Origin of the sequence: Oribacterium sp. C9, from assembly GCF_002007235.1 — a bacterium.
Classification (GTDB): Bacteria; Bacillota; Clostridia; order Lachnospirales; family Lachnospiraceae; genus Oribacterium.
The window spans coordinates 136677-157859 of sequence record NZ_MUHW01000005.1; the positions used below are offsets into that span (position 1 = coordinate 136677).

Below are 21183 nucleotides of genomic sequence, written 5' to 3' on the forward strand. Positions count from 1 at the left end.
TACCGGTAAATAAATAAAATCAAACCGATGACAGAGAGAAGTACTTTATCTGTAACATTATAGAGAGCCGCTGATGGTGGAATAGCGGTATGGAAGGATAGACGAATGGACTCTGGAGGGTGCTCAGAAAGATTTATATATCAAGTATGCGGCAACGGGTTCTTCACCGTTATCAGGAAGCACATATGCTGGTATGTGAAAAGTGACCTTTATTTAAAGGTAATATGAGTGGTACCACGGATTTAAACATTCGCCTCATACGGAGAGTAATCTCTGTATGAGGTTTTTTTAGTGTATAAGTCCAGTGTCAGGCGGCAAATCCGCAGGACTTATACATATACTAACTTCTAACAGTATCACATGGCTCCAGTAAAACGAATCATCACAAATTGACGTAACAAAATTGGAGGAAAACAAAATGAAGAAACAGTTAATCGCAGTATCAATGGCAACTCTTATGGCAGCATCTCTTGCAGCATGCGGATCATCCACACCTGAGTCATCCACACCTGAGGCTACATCAAAGGCGGCTGCTGAGACCACAAAGGCAGCTGCTGAAACAACAGCAACCGAGAACAAAGAGTATAAGGTTGGTATCGTTCTTTTCATGGATCATCCATCACTCAATCAGATAAAGGACAATGTTGCTTCTGAGCTCGACAGACTTTCAGACAGCATGGGAGTTACATTCAATTATGCAGATTACACCTTCAACGGTCAGGGCGATGCCAGTGTACTGAATCAGATTTCCAGTGAGCTCATTTCAGACGAAGTCGACGTGATCATCCCTATCGCAACACCTGCAGCACAGGTAGTTCAGGCAGCAGTGGAAGATAAAGGAATCCCTGTAGTATTTTCAGCAGTATCAGATCCAGTATCAGCCAACCTCGTTTCTTCCATGGAAGAGCCGGGCGCAAACATTACCGGAACATCTGACGCACTTAACACAAACGCCATCATGGATCTCATGCTTGCAGTAAATCCTGACACTGACTATGTAGGTCTCCTTTACTCAAACTCAGAGGATTCTTCAAAGCAGCCTATAGCAGACGCAAAGAAGTACCTCGACGAGAAGGGTATCAAGTATATCGAGAAGACAGGAACAAAGACTGACGAAGTTCAGGCTGCCGCAGACGCACTTGTGGCTGAAGGCGTTGACGCTGTATTCACACCGACAGATAACACCATCCAGCAGGCAGAGCTCGGAATCTATGAGAAGTTCCTGGATGCAAAGATCCCTCACTACGCAGGTGCCGACAGCTTCGCACTTAACGGTGCATTCATGGGTTACGGCGTTGATTATGCAAATCTCGGAACAGCAACTGCTGACATGGTAGCTGAGATCCTTGTTGACGGAAGACCAACAGCTACATTCCCTGTTCAGACTTTCGACAACGGTATAGCAACAGTTAACACAGAGACCTGTGAAGCCCTGGGACTCAAGATCGATGATGTAAAGAATTCAATCGGTTCTCTCTGCACTCAGATAGTTGAGACAAAGACAGAGCAGGAGTTCTCAAAGTAATACATATGGGCTTAACCTTCGACAGTCCACTTAGTTAACTGTCGAAGAGTACTTTAAAATCATCAGATTCTGAAATAGAATAATATAGACTTGAATCGTTTTATCTGATCATGTCTTTTCAAATGACAAAATAGCTTCCCGGATAACACATCGGGAAGCCTTTTGTTGGTATCAGTAAGTTTTAGGAGGAAACACCATTGACTGGCTTTTTAACAGCAGGCATAATCCGCACCGCACTTGAGGTCGGACTCATCTATTCACTTGTAGCTCTTTCTCTTTTTATCAGCTACTCTATCCTGAACATCTGTGATCTTTCCACAGACGGCTGCTACACACTGGGATGTGCAGTGGGCGCCATCGTGACCATAGCAGGGCATCCTTTCCTTGCCATCCCTGCCGCTATGCTGGCAGGCATCTGTTCCGGTTACGTGACAGCACTTCTTCAGACAAAATTCGGAGTGCAAAGCATTCTCGCAGGAATCATAGTGAACACAGGACTATATACTGTGAATCTCGCAGTCATGGGTTTCAGTTCCAATGTCTCCATATTCGGCACAGATACCATCTTTTCTATTTTCAAGGATCTGAATTCATCAGGCTTCTGGAAGGACTGGTGCAACCTCATACTTCTTGCTGTGATAGTAGCTTCAGTATGCCTCCTCATCAAATGGTTCCTGGGAACAACTCTCGGTCTTTCCATCCGTGCTACAGGAGACAGTCCTGCCATGGTACGCGCTTCATCCATTAACCCGATCTTCACCATCACAGTAGGTCTTTGCTTTTCCAATGCTCTCACCGGTCTCGCAGGCTGCCTCATCGGTCAGTACAACAAGACCTGTGATATAAACCTAGGAACCGGTATGGTCACCATCGCTCTTGCTTCACTTGTCATCGGTGAGACACTCCTCGGAAAGGGCAGAATGATCTTTAGAATCATAGGAATGGTAGTGGGTTCATGTCTCTACCGTTTCATCATTTCCATCGCCCTCCGTCTCAATGTTCCGACAGAGGCATTTAAACTGGTTTCTGCAGTTATCGTCGCAATCGCCATCGCGGCACCGAGAGCAAAGCAGATCATTGCCTTCAAGCATAAGCAAATAACAGCCATGCAGGAAAGAAAAAGCATGAGAGGAGATAAGGCCAATGCTTAAGATAGAACACGTTTTCAAAACCTTCAATACAGGAACAGTCAACGAGAAAAAGGCTCTTACAGATCTTAATCTCGAGCTTCAGGACGGAGATTTCGCCACCATCATCGGTTCCAACGGCGCCGGAAAGTCCACCATGTTCAATGCTATAGCCGGTTCCTTCTACACTGACTCCGGTTTTATAGAGCTGGACGGAGAGGATATCACATTCACTCCGGAGCATACCCGCAGCCGCTACATCGGACGTCTCTTTCAGGACCCTCTCATGGGAACTGCGCCTCACATGACCATAGAGGAGAACCTGTCTGTTGCATATCTCCGTGCCAGCGAGCACAAGAGAGGACTGTTCAGCCATGTTTCTAAAAGTGAAAGAGATAAATTCAGAGAACATCTTTCTCTTCTTGATATGGGCCTTGAAGACAGAATGAATCACCCTGTAGGACTTCTTTCAGGAGGACAGCGTCAGGCACTTACACTTCTCATGGCTACGATGGTAACTCCGAAGCTCCTGCTTCTCGATGAGCATACCGCAGCTCTTGATCCGTCTACAGCCGCAAAGGTACTGGATCTCACAAAGAAGATAATTGAAGAGAACCACATAAGCTGCCTCATGGTAACACACAACATGAATCAGGCTCTGGAGCTGGGAAACCGCACTCTCATGATGAACAACGGAAATATCGTTTTCGATGTAAAGGGCGAGGAACGCTCCCACATGACTATCAAGGATCTTCTGGATAAATTCGAGGAGAATGCAGGAAAGGCACTTAACAACGACAGAATCCTGCTTTCTACAAAAGAAGGTGTTTAAAACCCGGATTTGCCGCCGGCACCACAGCAGCATGATTCGTTCATGTGTAGTCATTGACATACACATCATATGTTTGTCAGTTATTAAAACAATAAATAATATGCCTTGCTGCAGGAGCCCCGTTTTGTTGTAATGGGGCTCCTGTTTTTGTATAATTAACATATAAGTATCGCATAGTGCGGATTAGTGATTATCGTAGTATTGCGCAGCAATGCGTATGACTTATACCTTATACTAATGCGCAAAATCGGGAGGCGGATATGATTAAAAAGCATTTTGTCATCACCATTGACAGACAGTATGGCTCCGGAGGACGTGTGGTAGGCAAACGTCTTGCAGAGGATTTAGGCATTCACTTTTATGACAACGACATCCTGAAGCTTACTTCAGAGCGTGCAGCCATAGGCGAGCAGTATTTCCGTTTAGCTGATGAAAAAGCGGGCAACAACATTCTTTATAAGATCATCAACAATCTGAAACCGGATATCAGCAGCCCTAAGCTCGATGAGAACATCGTTTCTCCTGACAATCTTTTCAGATTCCAGGCAGAGGTCATCCGTGAGATCGCAAAGAATGAGTCCTGCATCATAGCAGGCCGCTGCGGAAATTATGTTCTTTCCCAGGCGAAGATCGAGGATCACGTTGACTTCTTTGTTTACGCTGATACTGAGACCAAGATAAAGCGTGCCATGGATTATGACCGGATTTCCAGAGATGAGGCCATCAAGCGCATTCAGAAGATCAATAAGGAGCGCAAAGAGTACCACAAGTACTATACTGGTGAGGACTGGATGTCACCTGACCGTTACGATCTCATGATCAACGCAAGCCGTATCAGCTACGACGAGATGGAGATTCTCATGAAAGACTATATTCGTATGAAGGGATTCATTGACTGATGGATAAAACTTTAAAAGGTGTACTGCGTCCTTTGAAGGGTACCGTAAAGGTTCCCGGGGACAAGAGCATTTCCCACCGTTCCGTTATGCTGGGAGCACTCAGCGAGGGAACGACTCATGTGACCGGCTTCCTGAACGGAGCCGATTGTCTCTCCACTATTTCATGCTTCAGAAAGATGGGGATAGACATCGAACTGAGTGAGGATGAGACAGAGGTCACTATACACGGAAAGGGCATCAGAGGACTTCAGAAGCCTTCAGAGATCCTCGACTGTGGTAATTCAGGAACCACCACGAGACTTCTCTCCGGTATACTCTCAGCTCAGGATTTTGATTCAGAACTGACTGGAGATGAGAGCATTCAGAAACGTCCCATGAAGCGCATCATGAAACCTTTATCAGAGATGGGCGCGGAGATAAGCTCTATCAGAGGCAATGACTGTGCACCTTTATTGATCCACGGACAAAAGCTTCACGGGATCCGTTACGTATCACCTGTTGCCAGCGCTCAGGTCAAGTCAGCCATACTTTTCGCAGGACTCTACGCGGAGGGTGACACCACTGTGGTGGAGCCTGCATTGTCACGAGATCACAGTGAACGTATGCTGAAGGCTCTCGGTGCTGATATCTCCACCCGCATTCTTCCTGACGGAAGAGCGGAGATCACTGTTTCCCACTGTGATAAGCTTTCAGCTCCGAAGGAGACTCTGGAGGTTCCGGGAGACATCTCATCTGCGGCATACTTCATTTCCGCAGCACTTCTGGTTCCGGGATCTGATATAGTAGTGCAAAATGTAGGCATTAACGAAACACGTGCAGGAATTCTCACAGCATACAGAAGCATGGGAGCGGATATAACTCTCGAAAACAGAAGGATGTCAGGCTCTGAGGATGTGGCGGATATCCGGGTGAGATTCACCGAAGGTCTTCACGGAACCGAGATCGGCGGAGCACTTATTCCTCAGCTTATAGACGAGCTTCCTGTTATCGCTGCTGTTGCAGCGGGCGCAGAGGGCGATACAGTAATAAAGGATGCGGCTGAACTGAAGGTCAAGGAATCAAACCGAATAGCCGTTATGGTTGATGGACTTAAGACTCTCGGCATCGAGGCTTTGGAGACAGAGGACGGCATGGTCATAAAAGGACAGGGCAGAGGGCTCAAGGTTCAGTCAGGTGAGATCGATACCCATAAGGATCACCGTATAGCCATGACCTTCGCGGTCCTGGCTCTCGCAGGCTCGGAGAGTACCGAAGTGAAGCTTCTCGACGCTGACTGCATCAGTATTTCCTATCCGGGATTCTATGAGGACCTTGCAAGTCTGTAAAGCGGGTTATAAATAACCCGCTTTTAAATAACCAAAAGTAATATTAAAAAGTTGTTGACATATAAGCATGTCTCTGATAAATTATGTGAGTCGCCACAAGCGACACACAAATGGCGGATTGGTCAAGCGGTTAAGACGCAGCCCTCTCACGGCTGAATCCCGGGTTCGATTCCCGGATCCGTCACTTGAAAACTTCATATTGTTTTATGGCGGATTGGTCAAGCGGTTAAGACGCAGCCCTCTCACGGCTGAATCCCGGGTTCGATTCCCGGATCCGTCACTTGAAAACTTCATATTGTTTTATGGCGGATTGGTCAAGCGGTTAAGACGCAGCCCTCTCACGGCTGAATCCCGGGTTCGATTCCCGGATCCGTCACTAAGCTTCAGGTCGTTTGACCTGAAGCTATTTTTGTATATAGTGGAATTTCCTTAGAAAGGTAAATTTAATGAAAATAAAACGCTCCGGCGATGCCGGCAGATTAGAAATCAAGTATCATACAAATGAAGACGGAAGCCAGCTTCAGTATCTTCAGTTTCCGGCTATAGAAAAAGCAGGAATAGCGACTCATGCCTTCTCTACCCGTATCGGAGGTGTCAGCAAGGGAATATGGTCAAGCATGAACCTTAGCTTCACAAGAGGGGATGACCCAAAGGATGCATATGAGAACTTCCATAGATATGCGGTTCTATTCGGTGTATCTGATGACCGTCTGGTGCTTTCACATCAGACTCATACTGTAAATGTCAGAGTCGTAACAGAAGAGGATGCCGGAAAGGGTCTCACAAAGGAAAGAGACTATACTGACGTTGACGGTCTGATAACCAATGTTCCGGGCCTGGTCCTTACTGTATTTGCGGCAGACTGCATTCCTTTGCTTTTTGTCGACCCAGTCCACAAGGCTATCGGAGCGAGCCACTCTGGGTGGCGTGGAACAGTTAGCCGCATGGGTAAGGTCACCATAGAAAAGATGGCTGAAAGCTACGGAACTGATCCTAAGAATCTAATATGTGCTATAGGTCCAAGCATCTGCAGAAATTGTTATGAGGTTTCAGAGGATGTCGCCGAGGAGTTTAAAAAGGTCTTTCCGGGGCATGAATCAGAGATCTTAACTGATGACGGATTAAATGAACAGGGCGAGCACAAGTTCCATCTGGATCTTTGGAATGCAAACAGAATCGTTTTGGAAGAAGCAGGAGTGGCGGCGAAAAACATTAGCATGACAGACATATGTACAAACTGTAATCCGGACCTGCTTTTCAGCCACCGCTTCACCAATGGTCAAAGAGGAAACAACGGCGCATTTATCATGCTTAAATGAAAAGATTTACATTATGCATGAATGTGTTGTTGGTGCTGCTCATAATAAATGAAGTACACATTCTTTTCCGTACTAACATCCTGAAACAGGCATGTGCCGAAACTAAATCTATGTTACAATCTGATTTGGTGAACTGATCACGTCAACCCAGTTCACATAACAAAATCTTCACTACGGAAGATTTCCGAGCTGTTTATAAGGAGTTTTAAACCTATGAATTTACCAATCGCAATTTGCATTTTAATATTTTTAGCCGCAGGTACTGTTTTCATCTTCAAGAACGGAGTACGCATGGACAAGCTGACTCCGGAAGAGCAGGAGACTATCATCCGCTCAAGATGCTCATCCTGTCGTATGTCTCATTACTGTAATGACTCAAAGTTAAAGGGTGCAAAGGGATGCTCTCAGGAAGAAACTGTTCAGAAATGCGATGCAACAGACAAAGAAGCTGAAACTTCAAACTGATATTCTTTCATGCACTGATAAATAAATATGAGAATTATAAATGAAACAGAAAACTATATAGTGATCTGCAAGGCGCCAGGAGAGGATTCTGAAAAGGATGTTCCCGGGCTCCTCGCCTCTCAGTCTGAAAAAGATGCCAAAGACTATTTCTGTGTACACAGACTGGATAAAACAGCCTCAGGACTGCTGGTATACGGACAGAACAAATCAGCTGCGGCAGATCTCACAAAGCAGATACAGGATGAGACCGTGGAGAAAACTTATCTTGCAGTTGTTGCCGGAAAACCAGAGACAATGGAAGGAAGCTTTCACGATCTTCTTTATAAGGATAAAATGAAGCAGAAATCTTTTCCTGTTAAGCGTATGCGAAAGGGTGTAAAAGAAGCTGACCTTTCCTACAAAGTTCTGGAGACCATCGAATACGAGGATTCTTTGATTTCTCTGGTTGAAGTAAAACTCCACACCGGACGTTTCCACCAGATACGCTGCCAGTTCGCTTCGAGAAAGATGCCGCTTTTAGGAGACGGAAAATACGGTTCCAGAATCAAGACAAAAAGCCTCTGTCTTTTCTGCAACAGTCTGGGCTTTTATGATTCTGCGGCAAAGTCCAAAGTGTCTTTTGAAGCTTTACCGGAGGACGAGGCACCATGGAATCTATTTGATGCTTTTAAATAAGGTTTTAGATTAATGCTTTTGATCGATACTTTTGTTCTATACATTGATTTGGCATCATTTTTATGGACCATATTTACTATGAAAATGGCCTATTACAAAAAATTTTGACGGAGGATATCCGATGGAAATCCGATTACAGGCTTCAAAAACATTAAAATTCAGCACTCAGGAGGAAGCCGATCATCAGCTTCAGATGATTTCTGATACAGAAGAAGATCATTCAGTTGCTCTTCTTGCTGATCCTCTTCGCGGACAGATCACTCTCAATCCTGATCTCAAAAGCGGCAAGATCTCATATCTTAGCTGCTGCGGTGACAGTGATGAATCCGGCTCAGTTCTGGATTTTTCATGGATACAGGATCTTCGCCGACAGTGCATCAAACTGGATATCCCATTTTACTTCACCGGTACAGGCGCAAACTTCAGGATGAGAGGCCGTGACTTCCACATAGATAAAAAGTTTCAGGAGTCACAGGCGAGAAAATCCGAAATGAATTACTTTCCCCTGTCGAGAGCCATGAATCCTCCGGTACAAGGTACAGATACAGCTTCAGATGATCTCCGTCAGATGGGATTTCATTTTTCAGGTACCGTTGATTACGATTCTGCAAACAGATCTGTCCGGAATTCAAAGTCCACGCAATCCTCTTACAGAGGAACTGCTTCTGATGACTTACGAGCATTGGGCTTTCGTTCACTGAATGCATCGGATTCTTTCAATCCTTTCCTTGAAGATGCAGATTCCGAAGATAATTCCGGATCCATCACACAGAATCCTTTTCTTATTGGTGCCGTTGAGGAAAACGCAGGCTCATCCATTTGTTTGGAATCAACAGAGGAGCATTCCTCTGTTGACGATTTATCCGGTACAGAATTAAGGATCCCTCACATAAACTATGATATCGAGATAGAAGATGAGGATGAAAAAGAGTTTCAGTCTGATGACTCAGATGAAGAAACTCTGTCTATACCGGGCATCAACTATGAAGTAACTGTAGAAAAGGATTCTTCAGAATATACAGAAAAAGGACTCTTGGGAATTGAAAAGAGGGATCTTTCTGAATGCGGAGAGATCGATGATGATGCAGAAACATTGTCCCAAAACTTTAAAGTGCAGGGTATGGACGAGCTGTTCTCACATCTTGCAAGAAGCAAATTCCGTTCCGGTTTCCATCTTCACAAACTTGAAAGAGACTATTTCATATCCCACGGTGAAGAAACCATCAGAAAGCATGCTTCCGATTTTATAGCCCAGAGACTCGCCCCGGCAGAGCCTGCCAATGACGGAAAGCAGACACCTATGAAGGGACATCCGGTTTTCATAGCTCAACATGCAACAGCCTGCTGTTGTAGAGGATGTCTGAAGAAATGGCACCATATACCGGAACACCGGGAACTGTCACAGAGTGAGCAGAATTACGTTGTGGACGTCATCATGAAATGGATAGAGAAGGATATGAAGTAAGTGTCATTAAGTCTACCCTCCACCTTTGTGCAGGCACAAGTGGAGGAAGACTTTTGACACTTATATTTTATTTATTAGTGCTTGCTATGCGCTTTTTATATTGATATTATTAAAACTTGAAAAAATTTAAATAATCACAGGAGGCATACTATGGGACTTATTATTCCAAAGGACTATGATCCAAGACTTTCTGTCCGTGAAACACAGGAAGCCATCAAGTATATTCGCGATACATTCCAGAAGGAATTCGGCCGAGAGATGAATTTAAGCCGTATTTCCGCACCACTTTTCGTACCAAAGAGCAGTGGTCTCAATGATAATCTCAATGGATATGAGCGTCCGGTAAGTTTTGATGTACCATGGTGGCCAGATGAGACAGTCGAGGTAGTTCATTCACTCGCAAAGTGGAAGCGTATGGCTCTTAAGCGTTACGGTTTCAAGCCGGGCGAGGGGCTTTACACAAACATGAACGCTATCCGTCGTGACGAGGAGCTGGACAATCTTCACAGCTGCTACGTTGATCAGTGGGACTGGGAAATGGTCATCAACAAAGAGGACCGAAATACCAACACCCTTGAGGGAACAGTTCGCATGATCTTCCGTATCATCAAGCATATGGAGCACGAGGTATGGTATAAGTATCCTCAGGCTGTAAACAAGCTTCCTGATGATATATACTTTATCGATTCAGAAGAACTTCTCAAGATGTATCCGGACAAGACTCCTAAAGAGCGTGAGAACGCCATCACCAAGGAGCATGGATGCGTATTCATCAGCAGAATCGGTGACAAGCTTTCAAATGGTGAGCCACATGACGGAAGAGCACCGGACTACGATGACTGGCAGCTGAACGGTGATATCCTTTTCTGGTATCCAACTCTTAACTGTGCCCTCGAGGTAAGCTCCATGGGTATCCGTGTAGATGAGGATTCTCTTGCAGAGCAGCTCAAGAAGTCAGGCTGCGAGGAGAGAGCAGAGCTTCCATATCACAAGATGCTTCTCAACAAGGAGCTTCCATACACCATCGGTGGCGGTATCGGACAGTCACGTCTCTGTATGCTTCTTCTTGACCGTGCACATATCGGTGAGGTTCAGGCAAGTATCTGGCCTCAGGATATGATCGACGAGTGCAAAGAGCACGATATCATCTTACTGTAATTCGAATTACAGGATATTGATTTACCGAATATAATTAACTCATTACAGGATATCGAATTTCTCAGCAAATTCATCTTATTACAGCATATTGAATTTCAGAATAAATTCACTTTACTTGTATCAGAAAAACTGTACATAAAAGCCTCCGGGGTATCTTCACAGATATTCCGGAGGTTTTTGAATTTTTACAAAGTTTTTTCACATATAAAATCATTTGATGTGAGTTGTCAAAAGGCATTATACAATGTCATACCTATTCTGTTATTTCTGCTGCAGTATCTTATAAATGAACTCTGTTTTGCTCTGGATCATCTCTACGGTCTCAAAGAGATTCATGATATACAAAGCTTTGATGATTACTTTTTCGAAATGAGTCTCAGGAAAAAGCTTTTGGGGACAGACTCTGTGAAAACGGACGAAGCATTGGCACAAGTGATCAATTTGGGATTTGATGATCTCCACAGCAGTTTTACGCTTCCATCCTATTCTACAGAATTATATTCCTTTGGTGAAGTTTATCCTGCCAGCGGCCCATGGAAAGCAAGGTTTGACGACACCATCTTTACCTTCGGCAGTGAACGTGAAAAGGCATTTCCCGATGGCATTCCACCCTATGAAGAAGTAGGAAATACAGCCTACATAACATTCGACGATTTTACTTTCCCTGATGAAAACATCGATTATCTGTCAGAGCAAAAGGAACAGGAGCTTTATGATACCATAAGACTTATACAGTATTCATGTGACCGTATACTCCGTGAGGACAGCCCCGTGGAAAATGTGGTTATGTATTTATCAAACAACTTAGGTGGTTATTCAGATGCAGCAGCTTATGTCATAGCATCCTACCTCGGAATAGGTGAAGCCAATACGAGGGATATGCTGACCGGAGCCACCACAACCTATCAATATTCCATCAACACAAACGGAGACGGAATATTGATAGTAACGACACCCTTGCAGATAAAGGATTAAACCTCTACTGCCTTACATCACCTGTCAGCTTTTCCTGCGGCAACCTTGTGCCCAATGTCTTCAAAACTTCACCTTTTGTGACTGTTTTAGGTCAAACCTCCGGAGGGGGCTCCTGCAGTATCATGCCTCTTTCAACTGCAAGAGGAAGTGTTTTCCAGATCTCAAGCAACTATCGCCTGAGCACATTTAAGAACGGTTCATTTTACGATATAGACCGGGGAGCAGATCCGGATATCTACATCGCAAAGATCGCAGATTTCTACGACAGAAAAAAATTGACGGAAATAATAAACGATATTTATTGATCATATTTTGATGTAGAGTATCGAAAGCAGATGCTTTTAATAAACAGAGTCCCTGCCGGAGACACGGCAGGGACTTTGTTTATTAAAAGTAAATGATTTTTACTCATCCACGCAATAGCTTTCTATGATGTTAAGATATTTCTGCAAGAATTTCACTGGCGGATTTTACGATGTTAGAATCATACCCTTTATCAAGAAGTGTCTGAACAAGAGATCCGGATTTTAACAGCCTGATTACAGTAGCCAGTTCAGCAGCAGCTTCTGCTTTTCCTTCGTTTTTTGCACTTGCTTTTGCCGCATCAAGTTCAGGTTTCATGAGTTTTATAAGAGCTTCATTCATTTCCGGTACCCCCTTTAATTTATTGAAAATTTCTTCATTTTCTATCATTGCAAGATTCAGAATTGAATCGGCATTTTCCTTGTCATCCTTTTCTATCAGGGCTTTAGCAGATGTAACTAAACATTTAGCTGCATTTTCATCCATCTTGCGGGTCAGCGCCTTTAACCACCGGTGTTCCGTGGCATTAAGTCTTGATGATATGATTATCTGAGTTGGAAAAAGTATTTTATCTCCGGAAATATAAAATATACCCGGAGATTTCTCAAACACATCAGAACCATTAATCTTTAACCAATTAATCAGTGTTCTGGTCATTCCTTCCCTGACAAGAGAAATGGTCATTTCAGTTGACTTTATAACATCTTCTTTCTCAGCATTAGCTTTATACAAGCAAGCATAGGCCATTGTTTTGAAGTACTCATCTATACCAAGCTCATCTTCAGGTGACTTGTATTCAAAAATATTGTGCTGCAGGAAGAGCCTGCCGATCTCATTTTCAATCTTAGCTTCTTTTTTCTTTTTTATGACCAACAGATCCATCTGTATGGGCTTTGTGTTAAGGGTGCGTTCAGAATCAAAGCTTAAATCATTTTTATTGGCTTTAAGCTCAAGCTTCATAGCAGCACAGAATGGCGGGTGCCATTGGGTCTTTTCGTATTCACTCATAATGGTTTTCTTTCTTTTCATGGTAATTATAAGTGATTTCATACGATCACTTTCATATTACCATCAATTACTATAGGAGACAATAAGTGGGGGTATCTCTATGTGAATGTTTCGAGATTGAAAGAAGTCTTAAAATAGATGATATTGAAAGAATATTTAATATGATAAGAATTATTAACTATTGACTTCAAAATGAATAATAACAGAAAAAAGAAAAATTCATATAGTCTGAATTCAGACTATATGGGATTTTGTATAAAATAAAAAATAAGCACCCAAGTCAGAATTCAACTTGAACGCTTATTTTATTTCCTGTTCCAGATCATCAAACTCTTCAGAATCGAAAAAATCTCTTATGCTAATGTCTAACCCGTCACAAAACTTTTTGATAGTTACAATAGAAACATCTCTTCTTGAATCATCAAACATACTGTAAGCCGTAGACGGTGTTACACCGGAACGATTTGCCAGTTCATTGATTTTGATTCCTCGTGTTTGGCATAAACGAGTAAATCTTGTAACAACAGCATCCTTAACACTCATCCTGCCGCACACTCCTTTCATAAAAATTTTATGAAAATTGGCGCAGTCGCGTATACGCGCTTGCGTATATTTTTGGATTTTCTTAAAATATTGTCATAGTGAACTTCGTGTGTTTTGATTCCATATTTAATACTAAATATATACAGTTTTATAATCTTATGAAAACAGTCGAGATATATATCTACACGGTATATTTATATACCGAAAAGGTTTTTTAGAAATTATTTATATAAATTATTTTTACTTGGACATATTGTGACCACCCTGATAAGTATACTACTTACAGAATCACTTAAATGTTTTGATAAGAGATAATCAATATGTATGAAAATGATAAGAATAAAAGCACACGAATATTATCCATCTATTCGGACCTCTTGAACGACAAGGTACTAAAGAAAAAAGAGCTTGCAGAGAAATTTGATGTAAATGAAAAAACGATACAACGTGATCTGGATGATATACGACAGTTTCTTGATAACCGGTTTGTGAGTGACGATGACCATAATGACCTTATCTACGATTACACCATCCGGGGCTATCACTTCGAACATATCAACAGAATGAAATTTTCCAATGATGAAGTTCTTGCTATATGCAAGATTCTTCTCGACAGCCGGGCATTTCGCAAGGAAGATATGAAAACCATCCTTGATAAACTGCTAAAAGGATTGAAAATGGAGAATCTTCAGGTGCATGGAGATTTACTGCCTATATCATATCTGAATCTCCGAGAATGGTTCAGAATGTTGCTAATGCCTACAGAAGCCTTGCCGCAGGCGCAGAGTCATTCATGTCAAAAACCACAGTTAATATTTGGCGTGCTGATTCGATATATAAACAAAATGAAGACATTAAAAAAATCTTGGCATCTATCAAAGGATTAAGGCACCCTGTTTTTCTTCTTAAAGAAGAATTGTACAATAAAGATGAAAATTATCTGATATATCCATCTCCGGTCACGGCAGCAACCTCTATTTTCGGAAACGAAGTGGCCTGTGCACTTAACCTTCCGGAAAAATCAATCGGTGGTGTTCCTGTAATGCATGTAGCAGCATTTGGAAGAGAAGAACACACTTTGAGAGAACATGACTCCGATTACTTCGATATAGAACTGGGATGCCCATACCATATGCATTCTAAAGAAGCCAATAGGCGAATTTGTATCTCTTCAGAGGAATTAACAAAACATATGTTTGTATTCCACTTGTTTCTGTGGGACCCATAATGATTGGTATGCCTAGAGATGATGTTCATGGACTATTTAAAGAAAAGTGGACAGAGTTTAAGAAAACAAAATATAGTAAAAATACCACAGATAATTATGGAAAGTTCCATGTATATTATACTCCAGATAATTTAGTTGAGGCAGTAGAGATTTTCGAGGGTATAGAGCTTTCTTTGTATAACAATATCATATTTCCAATAAAAGTATGTGAAATCGAAAATAGAATTTCTGGAATTGAAAAAAATGGATTAAGTTATATTCATAAAGCTAAATCTATTGGCATCGAAGCTAATAAGGAAGTGGCAGAAAATATTCTTGTTGGGGCAGAAGATTACTTTAGCTGAAAGAGTTTTCAATGCTAACCATATGCGATATTATGATGTGTCTTTTACATAATTACACACATTGCTTGTAGCGTGTAGCCCTGAATTTTCTAGTTTAAAAAGCGTTCAATCAGAAATATGGTTTGAACGCTTATCATATTACGATATCTCCGCCAACAGCTTACTTGCTGATTTTGCGATATTCAAATCATACCTTTTATCAAGAAAAGTTTTTGACGAGAGCTACTGATTTATTTTTTTTGAAGACAGAACTATAAACTTGAGACACCTCATGGACTTTGGAAAAGGTGATTTTGATATTGAGATATCAAATACCGGAATGATAGTCCACTCAATGAAAGAACTAATTGGAAATGCAGTGAAATTCGTATAGGGGAGCTTAAGCCGTGAAGGTCTCCCAAATCTACCATATAGTGTAGATGAGATATACGGGATACATAAGTCCGGAAAATACGCTGATATAAAGCAGTGTTATCAGGAATTCTATCACATTTACGGTATCAATAGCGAAATAGAGACAAAAACATAATTAGTATTATATTGGTTTTATTTGTAAGGGCCTCCTTTAAATGATATGTTATAGACATACTTTGAAGGAGGCTTTTGTCATGATAAATAAAAATGCACCATTGTTACCTGATGAAATACTGAACAGGGTAAAGAAATTAAGTGTTGCCCTGATTCTGGACGGGGTCAAGAAAGCAAAGATTTCCATACCCATGGACGGATGTATGTGTGCTGAGATGAAGCCTGTCGGAACAACCAAACTTATGGCAGGTACGGCTCTTACTGTGGAAACCGAAGAGGGAGATAATCTTCCCATCAATATCGCCGCCTATACAAGATCTCTTGAAGGCTATGTTATGGTTGTAGACGGTAAAGCATATAAAGACAGGCCCTATATCGGAGATCTTTTTGAAAGAGCCTGCAAGGCCATGGGACTTTCCGGTATAGTTGTAAATGGTTATTCAAGGGACTCCGAGGAAACAAAAAAGCTTGATTTTCCTGTATATTCACTGGGGATACTTCCCCGAGGTCCGGTGAGAAAAGGCGAAGGAAACATTAACACTGACATCCACTGCGCAGGTGTTGATGTCAAGCCCGGAGATCTGGTGGTGGGAGATGCGGACGGAGTTTGTGTTATACCACGAGAGCATATAGAAGTGGTGCTTGAAAAGGCAGAAGAAAAGCTTGAATACGAAGAAAAGAGAGTAGCACTGATAGAAAGCTATGCCGAAGCACTGAAAAACGGAGAGGCACTGCCTGAGCTTGCCCCAAAGGAAGTAATTGAGATAAGAGAAAGACTGGAGCAGTTCGGGAAATAACTGAAATTTTCTCTTATTCCACATATTTTTCTGATTAATGCTTACATTGCTTTTAAACAGAAAAACCACTAGAATTAGCTCAACATAAAATCAGAATCATGGGAGGACTATATGAGAAAGATACTTGTTGTGGTGGACATGCAAAAGGACTTTGTTGACGGATCCCTCGGCACAAAGGAGGCTGTGGCTATCGTTCCGGCTGTAGTTGAAAAGATCAAATCCTATAACATTAAGGATGTTTTTGTTACCCGCGACACCCATCAGCCTGACTACATGGATACTCAGGAAGGTAAAAATCTTCCGGTTGTGCACTGTGTGGAAGGAACGGATGGATGGCAGCTTGATAAAAGCGTGGCACAGGCAGTTGAAGGGGCAACCTTTATCGACAAGCCAACCTTCGGTTCCACGATTCTCGCAGATACTCTCAAGGCAATCAGTGAAAAAGAAAGCATCGAGATAGAGCTCATCGGTCTCTGTACGGATATTTGTGTAGTTTCCAATGCTTTGCTCCTTAAAGCCTCTATGCCTGAAGTTTCAATCTCCGTAGATCCCAGATGCTGCGCCGGTGTGACTCCCGAAAAACATGAAGCTGCACTGGAAACCATGCGTTCCTGCCAGATTTATGTGAAATCATGATGAAATCGGACCGCTTCGCACAAAGCGCTCACGCGTTCCTCCTACAATACAGGCACAATACCCTGATTATTGCCTTCCCCATAAGTTTTTCTGATGAAATTTAGAAAACTACGGACAGTTTGTGTCGGGTGTTTTCTGTAAAAAATCCCATAAGGCAGTGTATAGTTCCAGGTGCATGGAATGATCCTCATGCCGGCAATTATGTCATTCCAACACATAGGGACAAGCATCAGCTGATCCCTAAAGCCGCTTCCCCACAGAATCGTATGATTCGGATAATCCTTTATATCAAGCTTAATGTCATATTCTTTCATAAGTGTAAACATTTCCTGCAGCACAGGAGAACTATCATCCCTAAAGCAAGTGACAGTTTCACCGCGGAGATCTGCCCATGAGAGCAGGTCTCTTTTTGAAAGAGGATGTCTTTCTGAGGCAGCAATCCCGAATTGCACATCGCATATCTTTATAAAATTCCATTCCTTCATCCATGGTACATCACTGTTAATACTTTCGATAAGATCCGTCTTGGTATGGATGTGGTGTTCCGGATCAATAGGCACCATATTAATCTTAACATCGTCGTTTTCAGAAGAGTACAACATCCAAAGCTCATAAAGAAGACGACATTTTTCTATAAGAGATGTACCGATGGAAATGGTTTTTTCCCGTTCAGCTATGGCTCTTGTTTCTTCAACTATCGCATCAGCACTGTGTACCCAGGTCTTTGCTTCATTTTTCAGATATTCTCCGGCAGGAGTTAGTTCAATACCGCTTCTGTTTCTCACGATAAGCTGTACCGAAAGCCTTTTTTCCAAAGTATTGATCTGTTGGAGAACTGCACTTGGGGAAATATATAATTCCGCAGCAGCTTTGTTAAAACTGCCTTTTTCACACACTGTCAGAAATGTGATGATCTGTGTACTGTACATATTCGCCTCACTTTAGATATTAAGTAAAATTGAATACACATTAACACATCTGAAATATACAGACAATGATAAATATGTGACAATGCACATACATTCATGTTTTCAGTGGAAAGAAAATCACATACTACGTGATGAACCTATTGAATCGCTGATTAAATCAGTGTTTCCTTAGATTTTATGATTCTACTTAGATATAGCTATCAGGAGGCGAAAATGGCTAAACTTATATCCAGAAGAGATTTTCTAAAGGGCTCAGCAGCAGGTGCTGTAACACTAACCGCGGGAACACTCGTTGGAGCCCTCACAGGTTGTGGGTCCGACGCTGTACCGGTCGGGACAACGGAGGCTGCAAAGACTACAGAAGCAAACAGATCCTTATACATACCGGGAACTTATACTGCCAGCGAAAAAGGTCTGGAAAGTGATGTTACCGTAACCATGACCTTTGATGAAAACAATATAACAGATGTAGTTATCGATGCTTCAGGAGAAACTGATGGTATCGGTACAACAACACCGGAGCCTCTTAAAAAGGCTATACTTGAGGCGCAAAGTGCGGAGGTTGACGGAGTTTCCGGTGCCACAGTAACATCAAACGCTGTAAAGAAGGCAGCAGCAAAATGCATATCTCAAGCCAAGGGAGAGATATTATCCTCTGAAGAAGGAATTACAGCAGCTGCGACCGAGGAGGATTGGCTCGGCGCTGAACCGGAGATAAAGGACAGTGATATTTATAAAGAGGTTGAAGCTGATGTCATCATAGTTGGTCTTGGGGTTGCGGGAGTTTCTGCAGCAAGATCCGCTTCGGAAGCAGGCTCAACTGTAATCGGAATAGACGGTTCCGCAGCTCCAAACTGCCGTTCCGGAGAGTATGCTGTCATCAACAGTCCGAAGCTCAATGCCCGCTGGCCAGAGAGAGCATTATCACGAGAGGAAGTTGACGAGATCATCGATTCACATGTCAATGAGTCATCCTACCGTGTAAAGAGAAGTATCGCCAAGAAATGGGCCGACAACATCGGTGAAGCCTTTGACTGGTGGACAGATGCAGATGATCACCTGTTTATCGCCGATGAAACAAGACAGCCTATCGATGATGAAAATGCAGACGATTTTCTGGTACCGATCTTCCGACCACTTCCTTCATATAAGGACGCTAGTGGTCAGGAGCATGTTTACAACTGGAAGGAGGAGCGCTTCCCGTGTTATCCGACTTCAGTGGAGTTCCTTCCTAACCAGTCAGCAACATTTACAGCGAACTGGAACAAGGCTCTCGATACAGGACATGTTGAGGCTTATTTCGGACATTTCGGAAAGAAGCTCATCTTGGAAGATGGTAAATGTGTAGGTGTTTATGCCCTAAACGATGATCCAGACTCAGCTGATAAGGGTAAGTACTTAAAGCTCCTGGCAAAAAAGGGAGTCATCCTTGCCACAGGAGACTATGGTTCCAATGATGCTGCTATGAATCATTTTGCTCCGGACGTAATGAAAACACATGCAAACAACAGACTCTTTACATCTTTTGATGTCAACGGTGTTCCGACAAATCAGGGAGACGGCCTCAGAATGGGCGCCTGGGCAGGTGCAAAGATAATGGGTTACAATGCTCCTATGATTCACCATATGGGCGGAGGCGCTGATCTCTCCGGTGTTGGTGTAATGGGTAATGCCGGTTTCCTGAATCTGGATGTCGATGGTAACCGTTTTATGTGCGAGGACATTCCGGGGCAGCAGCTTGAAAATCAGATCGAACAGACCAGACTTATGCAGAGCTGGCAGTTCTTTGATGCCAATTGGCCTGAGCAGGTGACTCACATGCCGGCAGCTCACGGCGGTGCATGTTATTACGAAGATTATGCATCTATCGATGAAGCCCCTAAGAATAACCAGACCTATCGTAATTGGAAGAGTCCTTACCAGCTTGAGGAAGCAGTTCTTGAGGGACGGTGCCTCAAGGCAGATACATTGGAAGAGCTTGCAGCTTTAGTTTATCCTGATGATGAAAAAGCTCAGAAGCAGGCACTTGAGTCAATCAAGAGATACAATAAACTTGCAAATGCCGGTTACGACGAGGACTTCCACAAGACTCCAAGCCGTCTTCTGCCTATAGATAAAGCTCCTTTCTATGCCGACCAGTTCACAACAGCCATCATGCTTGTATGTATCGGAGGCCTTGAATCGGACGAGGATTGCCATACATTTACAGAGGTCACAGATGAACAGGGCCGAAAGGTTTGTGGGGACATTATTAAAGGCCTCTATGTTGCAGGAAATATGCAGGGCGGAAGATTCGGAATGGAATATCCGATTGGACTTAAGGGCGTGAGCCACTCCATGGCGATGTATTATGGGAAAGTTGCAGGAGAAAATGCTGCAAATGAGGTTTAATGTGAGCATATAAAAAAAAAACATCCGAATTTCAATATCCTTCCAGAAATTCGGATGCTTACATACAGTATCTCTATTATAAGATTTCTGCCAGCAGTTCATTTGCAGACTTAACGATATCGGGATTATATCCTTTATCAAGAAGTATCTGAACCGGTGAACCGGATTTTAAAAGCTTTATTACTGTGGCTAATTCAGTTAAAGTGTACCCCTTGTCAAGGACAAAGTAAGAAGAAGGGATTTGAGAAAAATCAGTCTAGCAGATGTCTATATTTTATTAAATTACCTTCTTCTCAATATCTTTTTGAAGGTATAACATCCTTTAAAGGATATACTCCTGATGTTATGTATTCATAGTATTCATTAGGAGATAGCTTTGCTAATCTCCACTGATATCTATCGTTGTTATAATAATCCATCCAATCATCTATTATTGCTTTAACTTCCTCAAAAGTAGTGCAGTTCTTAAGCTTGGATTTTATGTGGTCTTTCATCCTTCCGAAAAAGCTTTCCTGTGGAGCATTGTCCCAACAATTGCCTCTTCTTGACATAGACTGGCGTAACCCTTTGTCTTTTACAAGTTGAATGAAGCTGCAGCTTGTGTAGTGACAGCCTTGGTCACTATGGATTATGGTTTCAGTTGTTAGCGCAACACCATGCTTTTCTATCATTGTATTTACTGTTTCCAGGACAAAATCTACTTCTAATGAT

General features: G+C 42.6%; 23 protein-coding genes, 3 tRNA genes and 1 other annotated feature. Of the genes, 22 read left to right on the top strand and 4 right to left on the bottom strand.

Annotation, left to right across the window (positions count from 1 at the left end; all coding sequences use genetic code 11):
- Nucleotides 1-18 precede the first annotated feature (18 nt).
- Nucleotides 19-261: a binding site (T-box leader), on the top strand.
- A gap of 157 nt (nucleotides 262-418) precedes the next feature.
- The 15 genes from BXO88_RS05060 (at nucleotide 419) to BXO88_RS05125 (ending at nucleotide 12070) form a co-directional block, all read left to right on the top strand.
- The gene (locus tag BXO88_RS05060; RefSeq protein WP_078036660.1) at nucleotides 419-1525 is read left to right on the top strand and encodes an ABC transporter substrate-binding protein; all 1107 of its coding nucleotides are present in this window, start codon (nucleotides 419-421) and stop codon (nucleotides 1523-1525) included.
- Nucleotides 1526-1722: 197 nt separating this feature from the next.
- A complete protein-coding gene (locus BXO88_RS05065) occupies nucleotides 1723-2676 on the top strand; it encodes an ABC transporter permease (protein ID WP_078036661.1) in 954 nt (317 codons plus the stop codon).
- The gene (locus BXO88_RS05070; RefSeq protein WP_078036662.1) at nucleotides 2669-3484 is read left to right on the top strand and encodes an ABC transporter ATP-binding protein; all 816 of its coding nucleotides are present in this window, start codon (nucleotides 2669-2671) and stop codon (nucleotides 3482-3484) included. The genes BXO88_RS05065 and BXO88_RS05070 overlap by 8 nt, the downstream gene beginning before the upstream one ends.
- A 260-nt stretch (nucleotides 3485-3744) precedes the next feature.
- Nucleotides 3745-4383, top strand: coding sequence for a cytidylate kinase-like family protein (locus tag BXO88_RS05075; protein ID WP_078036663.1), 639 nt, complete (start codon nucleotides 3745-3747; stop codon nucleotides 4381-4383).
- Nucleotides 4383-5708 carry a 3-phosphoshikimate 1-carboxyvinyltransferase gene (gene aroA, locus BXO88_RS05080; RefSeq protein WP_078036664.1) on the top strand — a complete coding sequence of 442 codons (1326 nt, stop codon included), beginning with the start codon at nucleotides 4383-4385 and terminating at the stop codon, nucleotides 5706-5708. Before BXO88_RS05075 ends, aroA begins: the two co-directional genes overlap by 1 nt.
- Before the next feature lie 112 nt (nucleotides 5709-5820).
- A tRNA-Glu gene (locus BXO88_RS05085) sits at nucleotides 5821-5892 on the top strand.
- Nucleotides 5893-5916: 24 nt separating this feature from the next.
- Nucleotides 5917-5988 (top strand) — tRNA-Glu (locus tag BXO88_RS05090).
- 24 nt (nucleotides 5989-6012) lie between these two features.
- Nucleotides 6013-6084 (top strand) — tRNA-Glu (locus tag BXO88_RS05095).
- A gap of 70 nt (nucleotides 6085-6154) precedes the next feature.
- A complete protein-coding gene (gene pgeF / locus BXO88_RS05100) occupies nucleotides 6155-7027 on the top strand; it encodes a peptidoglycan editing factor PgeF (protein ID WP_078036665.1) in 873 nt (290 codons plus the stop codon).
- Between the two features lie 213 nt (nucleotides 7028-7240).
- Nucleotides 7241-7492 (top strand): hypothetical protein, encoded by a 252-nt coding sequence (locus BXO88_RS16300; protein WP_139355511.1) that lies wholly within the window; start codon nucleotides 7241-7243, stop codon nucleotides 7490-7492.
- 27 nt (nucleotides 7493-7519) lie between these two features.
- A complete protein-coding gene (locus BXO88_RS05105; RefSeq protein ID WP_078036666.1) occupies nucleotides 7520-8167 on the top strand; it encodes an RluA family pseudouridine synthase in 648 nt (215 codons plus the stop codon).
- Nucleotides 8168-8288: 121 nt separating this feature from the next.
- Complete coding sequence (locus BXO88_RS17045; RefSeq protein WP_330395088.1) at nucleotides 8289-9632, top strand: DUF4186 domain-containing protein; 1344 nt, start codon at nucleotides 8289-8291, stop codon at nucleotides 9630-9632.
- Nucleotides 9633-9782: 150 nt separating this feature from the next.
- Nucleotides 9783-10790 (top strand): aspartate--ammonia ligase, encoded by a 1008-nt coding sequence (gene asnA / locus BXO88_RS05115; protein ID WP_078036667.1) that lies wholly within the window; start codon nucleotides 9783-9785, stop codon nucleotides 10788-10790.
- 177 nt (nucleotides 10791-10967) lie between these two features.
- The gene (locus BXO88_RS05120) at nucleotides 10968-11765 is read left to right on the top strand and encodes a hypothetical protein (RefSeq protein ID WP_078036668.1); all 798 of its coding nucleotides are present in this window, start codon (nucleotides 10968-10970) and stop codon (nucleotides 11763-11765) included.
- Entirely contained in the window at nucleotides 11729-12070 is a 342-nt protein-coding gene (locus tag BXO88_RS05125; protein WP_242945158.1) for a S41 family peptidase, read from the top strand. Before BXO88_RS05120 ends, BXO88_RS05125 begins: the two co-directional genes overlap by 37 nt.
- A 130-nt stretch (nucleotides 12071-12200) precedes the next feature.
- Here BXO88_RS05125 and BXO88_RS05130 read toward each other — a convergent pair whose 3' ends face one another.
- Both BXO88_RS05130 and BXO88_RS05135 read right to left on the bottom strand, forming a co-directional pair.
- Entirely contained in the window at nucleotides 12201-13118 is a 918-nt protein-coding gene (locus tag BXO88_RS05130) for a hypothetical protein (protein ID WP_078036670.1), read from the bottom strand.
- Nucleotides 13119-13376: 258 nt separating this feature from the next.
- On the bottom strand, nucleotides 13377-13619 hold the full coding sequence (locus tag BXO88_RS05135; RefSeq protein ID WP_078036671.1) for a helix-turn-helix domain-containing protein: 243 nt from the start codon (nucleotides 13617-13619) through the stop codon (nucleotides 13377-13379).
- A gap of 320 nt (nucleotides 13620-13939) precedes the next feature.
- Between BXO88_RS05135 and BXO88_RS05140 the strand changes: the two genes are divergently transcribed.
- The 6 genes from BXO88_RS05140 to BXO88_RS05165 all read left to right on the top strand — a co-directional run bounded on the left by BXO88_RS05140 (nucleotide 13940) and on the right by BXO88_RS05165 (nucleotide 17152).
- Entirely contained in the window at nucleotides 13940-14506 is a 567-nt protein-coding gene (locus BXO88_RS05140) for an HTH domain-containing protein (protein ID WP_078036672.1), read from the top strand.
- Nucleotides 14485-14847: a hypothetical protein gene (locus tag BXO88_RS05145; protein ID WP_078036673.1), complete on the top strand. Its 363-nt coding sequence runs from the start codon at nucleotides 14485-14487 to the stop codon at nucleotides 14845-14847. Before BXO88_RS05140 ends, BXO88_RS05145 begins: the two co-directional genes overlap by 22 nt.
- Before the next feature lie 8 nt (nucleotides 14848-14855).
- Nucleotides 14856-15191: a hypothetical protein gene (locus tag BXO88_RS05150; protein ID WP_139355512.1), complete on the top strand. Its 336-nt coding sequence runs from the start codon at nucleotides 14856-14858 to the stop codon at nucleotides 15189-15191.
- Between the two features lie 253 nt (nucleotides 15192-15444).
- Entirely contained in the window at nucleotides 15445-15564 is a 120-nt protein-coding gene (locus tag BXO88_RS05155; protein WP_330395089.1) for a DUF4869 domain-containing protein, read from the top strand.
- Nucleotides 15565-15799: 235 nt separating this feature from the next.
- A complete protein-coding gene (locus BXO88_RS05160; RefSeq protein WP_078036676.1) occupies nucleotides 15800-16516 on the top strand; it encodes an RraA family protein in 717 nt (238 codons plus the stop codon).
- Nucleotides 16517-16627: 111 nt separating this feature from the next.
- Nucleotides 16628-17152: a cysteine hydrolase family protein gene (locus tag BXO88_RS05165; RefSeq protein WP_078036677.1), complete on the top strand. Its 525-nt coding sequence runs from the start codon at nucleotides 16628-16630 to the stop codon at nucleotides 17150-17152.
- A gap of 41 nt (nucleotides 17153-17193) precedes the next feature.
- Here the strand turns inward: BXO88_RS05165 and BXO88_RS05170 are convergent, their stop codons facing one another.
- Nucleotides 17194-18081, bottom strand: a complete 888-nt coding sequence (locus BXO88_RS05170; protein ID WP_078036678.1) for a LysR family transcriptional regulator — start codon at nucleotides 18079-18081, stop codon at nucleotides 17194-17196.
- 213 nt (nucleotides 18082-18294) lie between these two features.
- On the opposite strand from BXO88_RS05170, the gene BXO88_RS05175 reads away from it, so the two are divergent.
- The gene (locus tag BXO88_RS05175; protein ID WP_168171623.1) at nucleotides 18295-20472 is read left to right on the top strand and encodes an FAD-binding protein; all 2178 of its coding nucleotides are present in this window, start codon (nucleotides 18295-18297) and stop codon (nucleotides 20470-20472) included.
- Between the two features lie 293 nt (nucleotides 20473-20765).
- Here BXO88_RS05175 and BXO88_RS16700 read toward each other — a convergent pair.
- A partial coding sequence (locus BXO88_RS16700) for an IS3 family transposase (RefSeq protein WP_139355513.1) occupies nucleotides 20766-21183 on the bottom strand: 418 nt, incomplete at its 5' end.